The organism is Ectopseudomonas khazarica, from assembly GCF_004521985.1.
GTDB classification, from domain to species: Bacteria; Pseudomonadota; Gammaproteobacteria; order Pseudomonadales; family Pseudomonadaceae; genus Aquipseudomonas; species Aquipseudomonas khazarica.
The window spans coordinates 36,127-50,917 of sequence record NZ_SBHZ01000019.1 but is presented as its reverse complement, the minus strand read 5'-3'; the positions used below and the strand labels follow the sequence as shown (position 1 = coordinate 50,917).

The window sequence follows — 14,791 nt, the reverse complement described above, 5'->3', positions numbered from 1 at the left end:
CTCGCGACACGCAGCCAGTCCGCCCACAGCCAGCCCCATGAGCCCACCAGGCAATGCGCCTGAGCGGCCCGGCGGCCGCCCGCAAGGAGTGTCAGCAATGACCAGCCATCATGTCACCGCCTCCACCTGCTGCTACTGCGGCGTCGGCTGCGGGGTACTGATCGAACACGACGGCGCACGGATTCTCGGCGTCAGCGGTGATCCGGAGCATCCCGCCAACTACGGTCGGCTGTGCAGCAAGGGCTCGACCCTGCACCTGACCGGCGACCTCGATGCCCGCGCACTCTACCCCGAGCTGCGTCTGGGCAAGAGCCTGGCACGCTCGCGCACGGACTGGGACAGCGCGCTGGATCATGCCGCCACGGTATTCGCCGAGACCATCCGCCAGCACGGCCCCGACAGCGTCGCGTTCTACATATCCGGGCAGCTGCTCACCGAGGACTACTACGCCTTCAACAAGCTGGCCCGCGCCGTGGTCGGTACCCACAACATCGACTCCAACTCGCGCCTGTGCATGAGTTCTGCCGTCGTCGGCTACAAGCGCAGCCTCGGCAGCGATGCGCCGCCATGCTCCTACAGCGACATCGAGCAGAGCGACTGCCTGCTGATCGCCGGCTCCAACATGGCCTACGCCCATCCCGTGCTGTTCCGTCGCCTGGAGGAGGCCAAGGCCAGACGCCCGCAGATGAAGATCATCGTCGTCGACCCCCGGCGTACCGAGACCTGCGAGCTGGCCGACCTGCACCTGGCGCTGCAGCCGGGCAGCGACGTCGCGCTGTTTCACGGCATCCTCCATGTGCTGCTGCAGGAAGGCTGGATCGATCGGCACTTCATCGACGCGCATACCGAAGGCTTCGCCGCCCTGGAGCGACATGTACGCGACTATCCGCCGGCCAGGGTCGCGGAGCTCTGTCAGATCAGACGCGACGACCTGCTCACCTGCGCGCGCTGGATCGGCCAGTCGCCGAGCTTCCTCTCGCTGTGGTGCATGGGGCTGAACCAGTCCAGCGCCGGCAGTGCCAAGAACAGCGCACTGATCAACCTGCACCTGGCCACCGGGCAGATCGGCAAGGCCGGTGCCGGGCCCTTCTCCCTCACCGGCCAGCCGAATGCCATGGGCGGCCGTGAGACCGGTAGCCTGAGCAACCTGCTGCCGGGACACCGCGATGCGGCCAACCCCGAGCACCGTGCCGAAGTGGCCGCCTACTGGGGCATCGAACAGCTGCCGAGCACTGCGGGCCTGCCCGCCATCGAGCTGTTCGATGCGTTGCATGCCGGGCGCATCAAGGCGCTGTGGATCGCCTGCACCAACCCGGCCCAGTCGCTGCCCAACCAGCACAGGGTGCACGAGGCCCTGGCCGCCTGCCCGTTCGTGGTGGTCCAGGAAGCCTTTCGCCACACCGAGACCTGCGAGCATGCCGACCTGCTGCTGCCCGCCGCCAGCTGGGGCGAGAAGGAAGGCACGGTGACCAATTCCGAGCGCCGCGTCAGCCATGTACGCCCTGCCGTGCCGGCCCCGGGCCAGGCTCGCGCCGACTGGTCGATCACCTGCGACTTCGCCCGCCGCCTGGAGAAGCGCCTACACCCCGAACGCCCCAGCCTGTTCGACTTCAGCAGCGCCGAGGCCTTGTTCGAGGAATACAAATCACTGACCCGGGGGCGCGACCTTGACCTGTCCGGGCTGAGCTACGCACGCCTGGACGAACTGGGCCCGCAGCAGTGGCCATTTCCGCCCGGCGCTGATCAAGGCACCACGCGCCTCTACACGGATGGACGCTTCCCGCACGACTCCGGCCGCGCCCGCTTCCATGCCGATCCCTACCTGGCGCCCCAGGAGCCCTGCACTCCCGACTACCCGCTGATCCTCAATAGCGGGCGCCTGCGCGACCAGTGGCACGGCATGAGCCGCACCAGCACGGCCTCCCGCCTGTTCGGCCATGTCGAAGCCGCGACAGTCAGCCTGCACCCCGAGGACCTGCAGCGCCGCCAGCTGCAGGACGGCGACCTGATCACACTCAGCAGCCGCCGCGGCAGCCTGATCCTGCCGGTGCAGGCAGACGATGCCCTGCGACCCGGCCAGGCCTGGCTGCCCATGCACTGGGGCAAGCGCTTTCTCAAGGGACTGGGGAGCAACGCACTGACCCTGTCCGCCGTCGACCCGCTGTCCAGGCAGCCCGAGCTCAAGCATGCCAGCGTCGAAGTCAGCCAGGCCGAGCTGCCCTGGCGCCTCGTCGCGCTGGTCGAGGGCGAGGTGCAGAGCCGCTTGCAGGCCCTGCGCCCGCTGTTCGAAGCGTTCGCCTACGCCAGCCTGGTACCGACCGGCCGCGAACGACCGGCACTGCTGATCCGTGCAGCCAGTGCCGAGCCTCCTGCCTCGGAGCTGCTCGAGCGGATCGATCAGCTGCTGCAGCTCAGCAGCGGACCGATCCTGGCCTATGACGATCCGAGCCGATCCATCAGCAAGCGCGTACGCCTGGACGAAGGCCGAATCAGCGGTTTCCGACTGGCCGGCGAAACCCTCGCCGGCCAGTGGCTACGCAGCGTGTGGCAGGACGGACGACTCACAGGCGACCAGCAGCGCTGGCTGCTCGCCCCCCTGTCGGCGCCACCCGGCAACGTCGGCGCAGCGCCCAGCAAGGTCCTGTGCAATTGCCTGAACGTCAGCGAGGCCAAGGTCCGCGCCGGCATTGCCAAGGGTCTCGACCTGGCCGACCTGAAGCAGACGCTCGGTTGCGGCACCAGCTGCGGCTCCTGCGTCCCCGAAATCAAGCGCCTGCTGGCCACCCGGCCAGTCGCGCACACCCTGTGAGGAACCTGACATGAGTGCAAAAGTCTGGCTGGTAGGCGCAGGCCCCGGTGACCCGGAGCTGCTCACCCTCAAGGCGGTCAAGGCACTGCGGCAGGCCGAGATCGTCCTGATCGACGATCTGGTCAACCCGGCCGTGCTCGAACACAGCCACACAGCGCGCATCATCCCGGTGGGCAAGCGTGGCGGATGCCGCTCCACGCCACAGGCCTTCATTCATCGCCTGATGCTGCGCTACGCCCGCCAGGGCAAATGCGTGGTACGCCTGAAAGGTGGCGATCCGTGCATCTTCGGCCGCGGCAGCGAAGAAGCGGACTGGCTGGCCGCACGAGGCATCGAGGTGGAGATCGTCAACGGCATCACCGCCGGCCTGGCAGGCGCAACCAGCTGCGGCATCCCCCTGACCCTGCGTGGCACGGCCCGTGGCGTGACCCTGCTGACCGCCCACACCCAGGACGACAGCGCATTGAACTGGGCCGCGCTGGCGCAGAGCGGTACGACGCTGGTGATCTACATGGGCGTGGCGAAACTGGCGGACATCCGCGCGGGACTGCTCGCCGGTGGCATGCCGGGCGAGATGCCGGTGGCGATGATCGAGAGCGCCTCGCTACCTCAGCAGCGCGAATGCCGCAGCCGCCTCGCCAGCATGCTCGACGATGCGGCAGCTTTCGCCCTGAAGAGCCCGGCAATCCTGGTCATCGGCGAGGTCGTGCAGCAACGCGCCACGCTGGATCTTGTCCAGCTGGCGCACGGATGAACGCGCTGAAAAAGAAAAACCCGGCCGAAGCCGGGTTTTCTCAGAGCGCCAGATGCATTACTGCTTGATCTGGGCTTCCACTTCAGCTTCAACGCGACGGTTGATGGCGCGGCCGGAGTCGCTGGCGTTGTCGGCAACCGGGCGAGTCTCGCCGTAGCCAACAGCGTTCACGCGCTCACCGTCCACACCGTACTGGTTGACCAGCACGTTACGCACGGCGTTGGCACGACGCTCGGACAGACCCTGGTTGTAAGCATCGCTACCGACGGAGTCGGTGTGACCTTCAACGGTGGTGGTGGTCTGCGGGTACTGGTTCATGAAGTCAGCCAGGTTCTTGATGTCACCGTAGCTTTCTTCTTTCACGCGGTCCTTGTCGAAGTCGAACTTGACGTCCAGCTCGACACGAACGGTTTCCATGGCCGGTTCCGGAGCAGGCTCGGGAGTCGGCTCGACAGCGGCGACGACCGGAGCCGGAGCCGGCTTGCTGCCACCACCGAAGTTCAGACCCACACCGACGCCGGCTTGCCACTCGGTGTCGCCCTGGTCGATGTTGTACAGAGCGTCCACGCCAGCGCGGGCATAGAACATCTCGGTGAAGTAGTACTTGGCGCCAGCGCCTGCGATAGCCAGGGTGGAGTGGTTACGACCACTGCCGTTGGCGTCGCCGATGCTCTGATGGCCGAAACCGGCAGACACGTACGGACGCAGACCGGCAGTCGGCTGGCCGAAGTGGTAGATGGCCTTCAGGTCGGTCAGGTTGCCCTTGATGTTCTTGCTACCGGCAGAACCTTCGCCACGCAGGTCGTGGTACTCGCCATAGGACAGTGCCAGCTCGACGTCGTCGGTCAGGTAGTAGCCGATGCTGCCGCCGAACAGGTTGCCTTCGTCGTGAGCGAAGTCACGCTGAGAGTCGGCGAAGTAGCGATTGACGAAACCCTCCACCTCGACAGCGCCTTGGCCTTGCGCCAGCGCGCCGAAGGAAGTTGCGGCAACGATAGAGCCAATCACAACGCCCAAGGTGTTTTTTACTTTCATCCGTTAAATCCCCATCTTGGTGGTTAGTCAGTTGCCAGGTAAATCAGTCGGCAACTTGGCGGCGATTTTATCAGGTCTCGCCATCCCCTTAGTGGTCGGAAAGCTGAACTAAGTTTCGGAAGTTTCCGAAAATTTATCCCGCAACCGATCCAATGCTCGCTTGTAGCGCATCTTCGTCGCGCTCAAGCCCATGTGCATGATGTCTGCAATCTCTTGAAACTCGAGTTCTGCAACAAAACGCAACACGAGAATCTCTCGGTCGATCGGATTGACATGGACCAGCCAGCGGTCCAGACCGCCTCGCTCCTCGACCTTGGGAGTCTTTTCGTCGGACGCTTCTTCAAGTGGGTCCAAACTTAAGGCGTCAATCAATCGACGCTTACGCCGCTCTTTTCGATACTGCGTAATGCACTCGTTGTAGGTAATGCTGTACAGCCAGGTCTTGAACTTGGACTTGCCTTCGAAGTTCTTCAGGCCATAGAGCACTTTAAGCATGACTTCCTGACAGACATCATCAGCGTCCCTTTCGTTCCCTAAATAACGTGCGCACACATTGAATAACGTGCGCTGGTAGCGACGCATCAGCTCTTCGTAAGCACGCGTGATGTGAAACAGCTCGTCATGGGCGCGCGTCACCAGCTCTTCATCGGTGAGCTCGCGGGGGTCGTAGCGCTTGGGCAGTGGCTGAACTTTGTTCAAAACGGGTCGGGCCGACGGTCAGGACGAAAAGTGCCCGACAGGTCACACCTTGCCGGGCAGCTACATAAAATAACAGATTGGCGTCAGCGACTGTTCACGCGTTGCTCGAGCATCACTCGATTCGCGACGGATACCAGCTCACCGCTGTCGGTGAGCAAGGTGGTTTTCACCGTGCCGATCTCTTCGATCTGTCCTTCGACATCACCCACCTGCACTTGTTGCCCGACCTGGTACAACTCGCGCACATAAATGCCTGCCAGGATCTGGCTGGCGATATCCCGACTGCCCAGGCCCAGGGCCAGTGCAACCGCCAGCCCGACGGAAATCAGGACGATGGCGATGACGTTGTTGAGCAGGTCGGTCTTGACTTCCAGCTGACCGATGGCCACGGAGATGCTGATGATGATCACCAGGCCCTGGGCCACGCGGCCAAGACCGTGCGCGTACTCCAGACCCACGCCTTCTGCGGCGCCACGCACCAGGCTGCTGACCAGTTGTGCCAGCAGCACGCCGGCGAGCAGCACCAGTGCGGCACCGAACACCTTGGGCAGGTACAGCGCCAGCACGTCGAGCGTGGCGGACACCCGCTGCAGGCCGAGGGACTCCGCGGCCGAGACCAGGAAGATCAGCAGCACGAACCAGTAGACGATCTTGCCGATCAGGGTCGACACCGAGGCGTGAATGCCCACGCGGGCCAGCATCTTGGTCAGGCCGGTGCCGGTCATCAGGCGATCAAGGCCGACCTTGCCCAGCAGCTTGGACAGCAGGGTATCGAGCAGCTTGGCGACGACGAAGCCGAGCAGCACCAGCACCAGCGCAACGAACAGGTTGGGAATGAAGCCGGCAACCTTGGTCCAGAGTGCGGTCATCGCGGAAATCAGGCTTTGGGTCCAGGGGTCGAGTTCCATTTCAATCAGCCTTATCAGCAGCAGCAGAGGATTGGGTACGGCGCGAAACCGGCGCCACATGCGCCGAACCGTTGTTCAGGGCGATCATCAAGGCCTGTGCCCAGTGCCCCATCAGGCTGAACAGATCGCCCGCACCGACTTGCCGGTTGGCGGTCTTGAGAACCCGGTGCAGACAGGCATCGTCGTCATGGCTGGACGGCGAGGACTTGAGCAAATCGCGTAGAGATTCTTCAAATGGATCGTGCATGCGCACCTCACGGGATGTCACGGCTAGACGTCATGGCCGGGCAATGAGTCACACATCACAGCCAGCGCCAGCGGCGGAAAAGCAACAACTGCCCCACCGCCAGCAGCAGCATCAGGCCGCAGGCGACGAAGAAACCGGTGGGATTGTCAGCCCCCGGAATGCCGCCGACGTTGATGCCCAGCAGCCCGGTCAGGAAGCTCAGCGGCAGGAACAGGCCGGTAATCACCGTGAAGCGGTACATGATCCGATTCATGCGCTCGCCAAGCCGGCTGCTTTCCGCCTCGAGCACCAGGCCTACCCGCTCACGGATCAGCTCCAGTTCCTCCAGGTAACGCGTCAGCCTGTTGTTGAGCTCGTTCCAGTAGTCATCGTCGTCCTCGACGAACCACGGCTGCTTGTTGCGTGCCAGCTGCGCATACAGGTCACGCTGCGGCGCCAGGAACCGGCGCAGGCTGGCAGCACGTCGGCGCACCTGCAGCATCAGGCCGTGATCCGGGCGGTAGCATTCGTCTTCGTCGAGGCGGTCTTCCTCGTCATCGAGTTGCTCGCTCAGCTCGGTCACCAGGTCGTCGACGCGACTGGTCAGGTGACGCGCCAGCTCCAGCAGCAGCTCGGAGGAGGTTCTGGGACCCTTGCCGGCCTGCAGATCGGCGATCAGCGCATCGGTCGCCAGCAGCGGGCGCAGACGCAGGGAGATGATGCGCCTGGCATCGGCGAAGATGCGCACCGAGACCATGTCCTCCGGCTCGGCCCCTGGGTTGCGGTTGATACCCCGCAGAAACACCAGCAGCTCATGGTCCGGCAAGGGCAGCAGGCGCGGCCTGGTGTTTTCCTCCAGCAGCAGGTCGCAGCTGAATTCGTCCAGCCCGCTGCTCTCGCGCAGCCAGCGCTGCGCCTGCTCCTGGCTACGATCCCAGTGCAGCCAGAGGCTTTCCTGCTCGGCCAGTTGCAGGCTGTCCAGCTGGCTGCGCTCGATGCTGCGCGCGCCGCCCTTCCCGTCGAGCACGAAGGCATGCAGCAGCGCGGCAGTCGGCCCCGGCATCGCACTCACTCCGGCATGTTCAGCGCTTGCGGCGACACGATGACGCCGTTGTTGTCGGCGTACAGATACTCGCCCGGCTTGAAGGTGACGCCACCGAAGGTCACTGCCACGTTGAGGTCGCCGATACCGCGCTTGTCGGTCTTCATCGGGTGGCTGGCCAGCGCCTGCACGCCGAGATCGGTCTGCGCGATCACGTCGACGTCACGGATGCAGCCATAGACCACGATGCCTTCCCAACCATTCTTGGCCGCCTTCTCGGCGAGCATGTCGCCGAGCAGCGCACGGCGCAGGGAGCCGCCACCGTCCACCACCAGCACCTTGCCCTGACCGGGCAGGTCGACCTGCTCCTTCACCAGGGAGTTGTCTTCGTGGCACTTGATCGTGACGATCTGGCCACCAAAGGAATCGCGGCCGCCATAGTTGGCGAACATCGGCTCGACCACCTGAACCAGCTCCGGGTACGCATCGCACAGATCGGGGGTGACGTAGTGCATGACAGAACTCCTTTCGACATTGGATAAGCAAGGGCGGCTGGCGCCGGGGTCACCTTCATTGACCCGCGCTCGCCGGGACAATTCAGCGCAATGCGGCTGCGCCCGGCGAACGAGTGACTGGCAACAAATCCTGAAAATGACCGGCTGCGCCTGATGCGTCACATATTAGCGTCAAGCGCGCCATGAAGAAACGCCCGCAACCCCTCAAGCGTCATGGCTGGCGCCTCGCTCGGCGAAGCCATCGGGCAATCGCAGGTGCTGCAGCCAGTATTCGGCGAGCGGCCAGACCTCCCGCTGCGCCTCCTTGCTGACCAGCATCTCGATATGGCCGAAATCGCTGGAGAAGCCAGCCGTCTTGGCCAGCAGGAGAAACTCAGAGTCCGCCGCCGAGCACTGCTCGAGCAGCTTGCGACAGGCCCAGGCCGGGTCCTGGTGGTCGCCGGCGGCACTCACCGCGAGTAGCGGCAGGCGCACCTCGGCAAGCCCGGCCCACCAGTCCCGCTCGTCGTCGGCGAAACGCCCGAACAGGCGCAACCAGCGCAGGGTTTCCAATGCCAGCCCGACGGGCTCGTCCTCGGGACCGCGCTTGAGACGCCGCCCGGACAGGTAGGGAAAGGCGCGCAACAACAGGCGACTGCCCCACTCCAGCGGCGGGATCTTCAGCGGCCAGTAGATGCGACTGATCTGACTGCCGAACAATGCCGCCGAGCGCGCCCGTGCCTCGTCGAGATAGCCACCGCCAAGCGCCGCAGCCAGGATCACCCCGCCCAGCGAGTGACCGATCCAGTGCGGCACCTGGCCACTCTGCTCGAAGATGAAGTCGGCGATGGCCGGCAGGTCGTAACGCACGTACTGGGCCACACTGTTGCTGCTGTAGCACTCGTTGCGCGGCGACAGGCCATGACCGCGCATTTCGGCGATCCATACATCGAAACCGGCCCGCGCCAGGTGCGCACCCAGGCCGATGCCCTTGGGCGAGTACCAGAAGCGTCGGTTGGAGAAGCTGCCATGCAGCAACACCACGGGCACCCCACGGCCACCCTCGTGCCGGGCCGGCCCGAGACGCGTGAGCGCCAGCTCGACACTCGGGTCCGGGCTATTGTTGGGCTTGAGAAGGTAGATGTCCTCACTGAGGTCGCCACGCAACTCGGCGCTGATCAGAGATACCGGGAAAAGCTCACTACTGCTCTGCATGGACCACGGAGACCACAATGGCGCTGAACGGCATGCGAAAGAACTGCCGAAAGCAATTCATGCCGCCGTCAGCGACGGACCAGGGGGCTGCCTGCTCGGATGACAGGCAACGAAAACCGTCGGGAGCGTCTGCACGACCACTTTCGACGGCCTGAAAAGCAAAAAAAGGGCGGGATCAACCCGCCCTTCTTCGGTCGATCGCGAGGCTTAGGCCGGTTGGGCCTCGGCCAGGAAGAACCAGGTGTCGAGTACCGAATCCGGGTTCAGCGACACGCTCTCAATGCCCTGCTCCATCAGCCAGCGCGCCAGGTCCGGGTGGTCCGACGGGCCCTGACCGCAGATGCCGATGTACTTGCCCGCCTTGTTGCAGGCGGCAATGGCGTTGGCCAGCAGCTTCTTCACCGCCGGGTTACGTTCATCGAACAGGTGCGCGACGATGCCGGAGTCGCGATCCAGGCCCAGGGTCAGCTGGGTGAGGTCGTTGGAACCGATGGAGAAACCATCGAAGAACTCCAGGAACTCATCGGCCAGCAGGGCGTTGGACGGCAGCTCGCACATCATGATGACCTTCAGGCCATCCTGACCACGGGACAGACCATTGCTGGCCAGCAGCTCGACCACCTGGCTGGCTTCGCCGAGGGTACGCACGAACGGCACCATGATCTCGACGTTGGTCAGGCCCATCTCGTTGCGCACTTTCTTCAGTGCGCGGCACTCCAGCTCGAAGCAGTCGCGGAACGACTCGCTGATGTAGCGCGAGGCACCACGGAAGCCGAGCATCGGGTTCTCTTCTTCCGGCTCGTACAGCTTGCCGCCGATCAGGTTGGCGTATTCGTTGGACTTGAAGTCCGACAGGCGCACGATGACCTTCTTCGGCCAGAACGCGGCGGCCAGGGTGCTGATGCCCTCGACCAGTTTCTCGACGTAGAAGTCGACCGGGTCACCGTAGCCGGCGATGCGCTTCTCGACGCTGTCCTTGATCTCCGGCGGCAGGCCGGCGAAGTTCAGCAGCGCTTTCGGGTGCACGCCGATCATGCGGTTGATGATGAATTCCAGGCGGGCCAGGCCCACGCCCTCGTTGGGCAGTTGGGCGAAGTCGAAGGCGCGGTCCGGGTTACCGACGTTCATCATGATCTTGAACGGCAGGTCCGGCATGGCGTCGACCGAGTTCTTGCGAATGTCGAAGCCCAGTTCGCCTTCGAAGATGAAACCGGTGTCGCCTTCGGCGCAGGAAACGGTGACGCCCTGGCCGTCCTTCAGCACGCTGGTCGCGTTGCCGCAGCCAACCACGGCCGGAATGCCCAGTTCACGGGCGATGATCGCCGCGTGGCAGGTACGCCCGCCACGGTTGGTGACGATGGCGCTGGCGCGCTTCATCACCGGCTCCCAGTCCGGGTCGGTCATGTCGGAGACCAGCACGTCGCCCGGCTGGACCTTGTCCATCTCGGAGACGTCGTGGATCACGCGGACCTTGCCGGCGCCGATGCGCTGACCGATGGCGCGACCTTCCACCAGCACGGTGCCCTTCTCTTTCAGCAGGTAGCGCTCCATCACGGTGGCGCTGGAACGGCTCTTCACGGTTTCCGGACGGGCCTGCACGATGTACAGCTTGCCGTCGTCACCGTCCTTGGCCCACTCGATGTCCATCGGGCGGCCGTAGTGCTTCTCGATGATCAGGGCCTGCTTGGCCAGCTCGCTGACCTCGGCATCGCTGATGCAGAAACGGGCGCGCTCGGCGCGGTCGACTTCCACGGTCTTGACCGAGCGGCCGGCCTTGGCTTCGTCGCCATAGACCATCTTGATCGCCTTGCTGCCCAGGTTGCGACGCAGGATCGCCGGGCGACCGGCTTCCAGGGTCGGCTTGTGCACGTAGAACTCGTCCGGGTTGACCGCACCCTGGACCACGGTCTCGCCGAGGCCGTAGGCGCCGGTGATGAACACCACGTCACGGAAGCCGGACTCGGTATCGAGGGTGAACATCACGCCGGCGGTGCCGGTTTCCGAACGCACCATGCGCTGCACGCCGGCGGACAGGGCGACCAGCTTGTGGTCGAAACCCTGGTGCACGCGGTAGGCGATGGCACGGTCGTTGAACAGGGAGGCGAACACCTCCTTGGCGGCGCGGATCACGTTGTCCACGCCACGGATGTTGAGGAAGGTCTCCTGCTGGCCGGCGAAGGACGCGTCCGGCAGGTCTTCGGCGGTAGCGGAGGAACGCACGGCGACCGCCATGTTGTCGTTGCCGGCGCTCATGGCGGCGAAGGCTTCGCGGATCTCGGCATCGAGACGGGCCGGGAATTCGGCGTCCATCACCCATTGGCGGATTTCTGCGCCGGTCTTGGCCAGGGCGTTGACGTCATCGACGTCCAGCGCATCCAGTGCGGCGTGGATGCGCTCGTTCAGGCCGCTCTGCTCGAGGAAATCGCGATAGGCCTGGGCGGTCGTGGCGAAACCACCGGGAACCGAGACGCCGGCACCCGCCAGATTACTGATCATCTCGCCGAGGGATGCGTTTTTGCCCCCCACATGCTCTACATCGTGGACGCCGAGCTTATCGAGGGAAACTACGTACTCTACCAAGGTGATCTCTCCACTAGAATGTTGGAAAAGCTCAGAACTCGCGTGAAGCCCGCTGCACTTAGGCCCTGCAGGGCTCCAGCTGGCAGCCTTCACGCAAATTCTCGGGGGGCTGGACGCTCCGGCGACAGGTTGCCGCAAGATTGTGGCCTTGCCCTTGAATAAGTAACAATGCCAGACCCCATGGGGCCGGCGAAAAACGCGGCCTATCATAGCCAAGAATCGAACTCAGCTTAAGGCCTTTGGCGCAAATGAAACGAACCGCTTTCTTCATCTCCGACGGCACCGGCATCACGGCCGAAACCCTGGGCCAGAGCCTGCTCGCGCAGTTCGAGAACATTCAGTTCACCAAACTGACCCGCCCTTATATCGACAGCGTCGAAAAAGCGCGCGCCATGGTACAACAAATCGATGCCGCTGCCGAAAGAGACGGCATGCGCCCGATCATCTTCGACACCATCGTCAACCGTGACATTCGTGCGATCCTCGATACCGCGAATGGTTTCATGATCGACATCTTCTCCACCTTTCTCTCGCCGCTGGAGCAGGAGTTGAGTTCGCACTCCTCCTATTCCGTCGGCAAGTCGCACTCCATCGGCCAGAACTCCAACTACATGGAGCGCATCGAGGCGGTGAACTTCGCCCTGGACAACGACGATGGCGCCCGCACCCACTATTACGACAAGGCCGACCTGATTCTGGTCGGCGTGTCACGCTGCGGCAAAACGCCCACCTGCCTGTACATGGCCATGCAGTACGGCATCCGCGCCGCCAACTATCCGCTGACGGAAGACGACATGGAGCGCCTGCAACTGCCCGAGTCGCTGAAGAAGTACCGCGACAAGCTGTTCGGCCTGACCATCGACCCGGATCGTCTCACCGCCATCCGCCACGAGCGCAAACCCAACAGCCGCTACGCCAGCTATGCGCAGTGCGAGTTCGAGGTGCGCGAGGTGGAGAGCCTGTTCCGCCGCGAGAACATCGCCTTCATCAACTCCACGCACTTCTCCGTGGAAGAGATTTCCGCCAAGATCCTGGTGGAAAAAGGCGTGGAACGCCGTCTCAAATAACCTGCCGCGAGCCCGCCATGACGCTCAACGATGCCGTGCTGTTCGCCCCGATCGCCCTGCTGATCGCCATCACCCCGGGGCCCAACAACTTCTGCGCGATGAACAACGGTATCCGTCATGGTGTGACGACCGCCGTACTGGCGACCACCGGGCGGGTCATCGCATTCGCTTTCTTCCTGCTCATTTCGGCGGTCGGCCTCGGCGCCATGCTGATGGCCTCCGAACAGCTGTTCACCGCGATCAAGTGGATCGGCGCCGCCTACCTGCTCTACCTGGGTGTCAGCGCCTGGCGCAGCCGCGCCTTCGCCCTGGACGAACAGCAAGGTCTGACGCAACCCAGGCGCACCCTGTGGCTGGCGACGCGCCAGGAATTTCTCATCGGCATCAGCAACCCCAAGGCCATCCTGTTGTTCGCGGCGATCTTCCCGCAGTTCATCCGCCCCGATCAGCCTGCCGCCGAGCAGTTTCTCTACCTGGGCACGACCTATCTGCTGGCGGAGTACGCCGCTTCGCTGCTCTATGCGCTGTTCGGCCTGCAGATTCGCCGCCTGATCCGCAGTGCCCGTGGCGTGCGCAACCTGAACCGCACCACCGGCGCCTTCTTCGTCGGCGCCGGCGGCCTGTTGCTGGGTACCAGCCAGCACTGAGCGACTCAGAAGCTGTCGCCCGGCACCCGTACCCAGCCTTCCATCAGGATGCGCGCGCTGCGGCTCATCACCGCCTTGGTCACCGCCCACTGACCCTCGACCTGCCGGGCCTCGGCACCGACGCGCAAGGTGCCGGACGGATGGCCGAAGCGCACCGCTTCACGCTCACCACCTCCGGCGGCCAGGTTGACCAGGGTCCCCGGCACCGCCGCCGCCGTGCCGATGGCCACCGCACAGGTGCCCATCATGGCGTGGTGCAGCTTGCCCATCGACAGCGCACGCACCAGCAGGTCGATCTCGCCGGCCTGCACCTGCTTGCCGCTGGAGGTGCGGTAATCCTTGGGCGGGCTGACGAAGGCGATCTTCGGCGTGTGTTGACGGGTCGCAGCCTCCTCGGCAGTCGCGATCAGGCCCATGCGCAGCGCACCGGCGATGCGGATCTGCTCGAAACGCGCCAGCTGCGCCGGGTCGCCATTGATGGCCTCGCGCAGCTCGGTGCCCTGGTAGCCGATGTCCTCGGCATTGACGAACACCGTGGGGATACCGGCGCTGATCAGGGTCGCCTTGAAGGTGCCGATGCCAGGCACCTCCAGGTCGTCGACGAGGTTGCCGGTGGGGAACATCGAGCCCCCCTCCTCGCCATCGTCGGACGGGTCGAGGAACTCCAGCACGATCTCCGCCGCCGGAAAAGTCACGCCATCCAGCTCGAAATCGCCGGTTTCCTGTACCTGGCCGTTGCTGATCGGCACATGGGCGATGATGGTCTTGTGTATGTTGGCCTGCCAGATGCGCACCACGCAGGTACCGTTCTGCGGGATCCGCGCCGGGTCCACGAGGCCGGCATGGATGGCGAAAGCCCCCGCTGCCGTGGACAGGTTGCCGCAATTGCCGCTCCAGTCGACGAAGGCCTTGTCGATGGAGACCTGGCCATAGAGGTAATCGACATCGTGCTCCGGCTGACTGCTGGCCGACAGAATCACGCATTTCGACGTGGACGAGGTCGCACCGCCCATGCCATCGATATGCGCCGAATAGGGATCAGGACTGCCGATGACGCGCATGAACAACCGGTCACGCGCCTCGCCCGGCACCTGGCAGCGCTCGGGCAGATCCTGCAGGCGAAAGAACACGCCCTTGCTGGTACCGCCACGGATGTAGGTAGCGGGGATTTTCACTTGCGGCAGCTGAGCCATGAGTGCAGTCCTGAAAAAGTGGCCCGGATGCAATCCGGGGCAAGCAGATTTGGTCATGCCCGGATTGCATCCGGGCTACGTGCCAGACGCCGGGTGGATGGCGCTGCCCCATCCACCGTGGC

14 protein-coding genes are annotated in these 14,791 nt (G+C 64.2%); 5 read left to right on the top strand and 9 right to left on the bottom strand.

The genetic code is table 11. The annotated features are described in order from the left end of the window. Positions 1 to 97: 97 nt before the first annotated feature. The gene (locus EPK82_RS21035) at positions 98 to 2,809 is read left to right on the top strand and encodes a nitrate reductase (RefSeq protein WP_134677896.1); all 2,712 of its coding nucleotides are present in this window, start codon (positions 98 to 100) and stop codon (positions 2,807 to 2,809) included. Positions 2,810 to 2,819: 10 nt separating this feature from the next. Continuing rightward, positions 2,820 to 3,563 (top strand): uroporphyrinogen-III C-methyltransferase, encoded by a 744-nt coding sequence (cobA, locus tag EPK82_RS21030; protein ID WP_134677895.1) that lies wholly within the window; start codon positions 2,820 to 2,822, stop codon positions 3,561 to 3,563. A gap of 57 nt (positions 3,564 to 3,620) precedes the next feature. Here cobA and EPK82_RS21025 read toward each other — a convergent pair whose 3' ends face one another. The 8 genes from EPK82_RS21025 to ppsA form a co-directional block, all read right to left on the bottom strand. After that, positions 3,621 to 4,598, bottom strand: coding sequence for an OmpA family protein (locus EPK82_RS21025; RefSeq protein WP_037047661.1), 978 nt, complete (start codon positions 4,596 to 4,598; stop codon positions 3,621 to 3,623). A 108-nt stretch (positions 4,599 to 4,706) separates the two neighbouring features. Then, the gene (gene sigX / locus EPK82_RS21020) at positions 4,707 to 5,297 is read right to left on the bottom strand and encodes an RNA polymerase sigma factor SigX (protein ID WP_037047663.1); all 591 of its coding nucleotides are present in this window, start codon (positions 5,295 to 5,297) and stop codon (positions 4,707 to 4,709) included. 83 nt (positions 5,298 to 5,380) lie between these two features. Continuing rightward, positions 5,381 to 6,205 (bottom strand): mechanosensitive ion channel family protein, encoded by an 825-nt coding sequence (locus tag EPK82_RS21015; protein WP_037047666.1) that lies wholly within the window; start codon positions 6,203 to 6,205, stop codon positions 5,381 to 5,383. Position 6,206: 1 nt separating this feature from the next. Next, a complete protein-coding gene (locus tag EPK82_RS21010) occupies positions 6,207 to 6,452 on the bottom strand; it encodes a hypothetical protein (RefSeq protein WP_047593145.1) in 246 nt (81 codons plus the stop codon). A gap of 55 nt (positions 6,453 to 6,507) precedes the next feature. After that, a complete protein-coding gene (locus EPK82_RS21005; RefSeq protein WP_134677894.1) occupies positions 6,508 to 7,494 on the bottom strand; it encodes a zinc transporter ZntB in 987 nt (328 codons plus the stop codon). Between the two features lie 5 nt (positions 7,495 to 7,499). Further along, on the bottom strand, positions 7,500 to 7,988 hold the full coding sequence (gene rraA, locus EPK82_RS21000; protein ID WP_037047675.1) for a ribonuclease E activity regulator RraA: 489 nt from the start codon (positions 7,986 to 7,988) through the stop codon (positions 7,500 to 7,502). 204 nt (positions 7,989 to 8,192) lie between these two features. Further along, complete coding sequence (locus tag EPK82_RS20995; protein ID WP_134677893.1) at positions 8,193 to 9,182, bottom strand: alpha/beta fold hydrolase; 990 nt, start codon at positions 9,180 to 9,182, stop codon at positions 8,193 to 8,195. A gap of 207 nt (positions 9,183 to 9,389) precedes the next feature. Continuing rightward, the gene (gene ppsA / locus EPK82_RS20990; protein WP_037047680.1) at positions 9,390 to 11,762 is read right to left on the bottom strand and encodes a phosphoenolpyruvate synthase; all 2,373 of its coding nucleotides are present in this window, start codon (positions 11,760 to 11,762) and stop codon (positions 9,390 to 9,392) included. Here ppsA and EPK82_RS25220 point away from each other — a divergent pair. From EPK82_RS25220 to EPK82_RS20980, 3 genes are all read left to right on the top strand, one after another. Further along, the gene (locus tag EPK82_RS25220; RefSeq protein ID WP_371923154.1) at positions 11,709 to 11,924 is read left to right on the top strand and encodes a hypothetical protein; all 216 of its coding nucleotides are present in this window, start codon (positions 11,709 to 11,711) and stop codon (positions 11,922 to 11,924) included. The genes ppsA and EPK82_RS25220 overlap by 54 nt on opposite strands. Positions 11,925 to 12,010: 86 nt before the next feature. Then, entirely contained in the window at positions 12,011 to 12,829 is an 819-nt protein-coding gene (gene ppsR, locus EPK82_RS20985) for a posphoenolpyruvate synthetase regulatory kinase/phosphorylase PpsR (RefSeq protein ID WP_037047682.1), read from the top strand. Positions 12,830 to 12,846: 17 nt separating this feature from the next. After that, on the top strand, positions 12,847 to 13,476 hold the full coding sequence (locus EPK82_RS20980; protein ID WP_134677892.1) for a LysE family translocator: 630 nt from the start codon (positions 12,847 to 12,849) through the stop codon (positions 13,474 to 13,476). Positions 13,477 to 13,481: 5 nt separating this feature from the next. Here EPK82_RS20980 and prpF read toward each other — a convergent pair whose 3' ends face one another. After that, a complete protein-coding gene (gene prpF / locus EPK82_RS20975; protein ID WP_134677891.1) occupies positions 13,482 to 14,669 on the bottom strand; it encodes a 2-methylaconitate cis-trans isomerase PrpF in 1,188 nt (395 codons plus the stop codon). Positions 14,670 to 14,791 lie beyond the last annotated feature (122 nt).

Bases quoted from the DNA above. Each gene is read 5' to 3' on its own strand.
- EPK82_RS21015 (WP_037047666.1), bottom strand. From the start codon at position 6,205: ATGGAACTCGACCCCTGGACCCAAAGCCTGATTTCCGCGATGACCGCA.
- EPK82_RS20995 (WP_134677893.1), bottom strand. From the start codon at position 9,182: ATGCAGAGCAGTAGTGAGCTTTTCCCGGTATCTCTGATCAGCGCCGAG.
- EPK82_RS21010 (WP_047593145.1), bottom strand. From the start codon at position 6,452: ATGCACGATCCATTTGAAGAATCTCTACGCGATTTGCTCAAGTCCTCG.
- rraA (WP_037047675.1), bottom strand. From the start codon at position 7,988: ATGCACTACGTCACCCCCGATCTGTGCGATGCGTACCCGGAGCTGGTT.
- EPK82_RS21005 (WP_134677894.1), bottom strand. From the start codon at position 7,494: ATGCCGGGGCCGACTGCCGCGCTGCTGCATGCCTTCGTGCTCGACGGG.
- cobA (WP_134677895.1), top strand. From the start codon at position 2,820: ATGAGTGCAAAAGTCTGGCTGGTAGGCGCAGGCCCCGGTGACCCGGAG.
- EPK82_RS20980 (WP_134677892.1), top strand. From the start codon at position 12,847: ATGACGCTCAACGATGCCGTGCTGTTCGCCCCGATCGCCCTGCTGATC.
- EPK82_RS21025 (WP_037047661.1), bottom strand. From the start codon at position 4,598: ATGAAAGTAAAAAACACCTTGGGCGTTGTGATTGGCTCTATCGTTGCC.
- EPK82_RS21035 (WP_134677896.1), top strand. From the start codon at position 98: ATGACCAGCCATCATGTCACCGCCTCCACCTGCTGCTACTGCGGCGTC.
- EPK82_RS25220 (WP_371923154.1), top strand. From the start codon at position 11,709: ATGCTCTACATCGTGGACGCCGAGCTTATCGAGGGAAACTACGTACTC.
- ppsR (WP_037047682.1), top strand. From the start codon at position 12,011: ATGAAACGAACCGCTTTCTTCATCTCCGACGGCACCGGCATCACGGCC.
- prpF (WP_134677891.1), bottom strand. From the start codon at position 14,669: ATGGCTCAGCTGCCGCAAGTGAAAATCCCCGCTACCTACATCCGTGGC.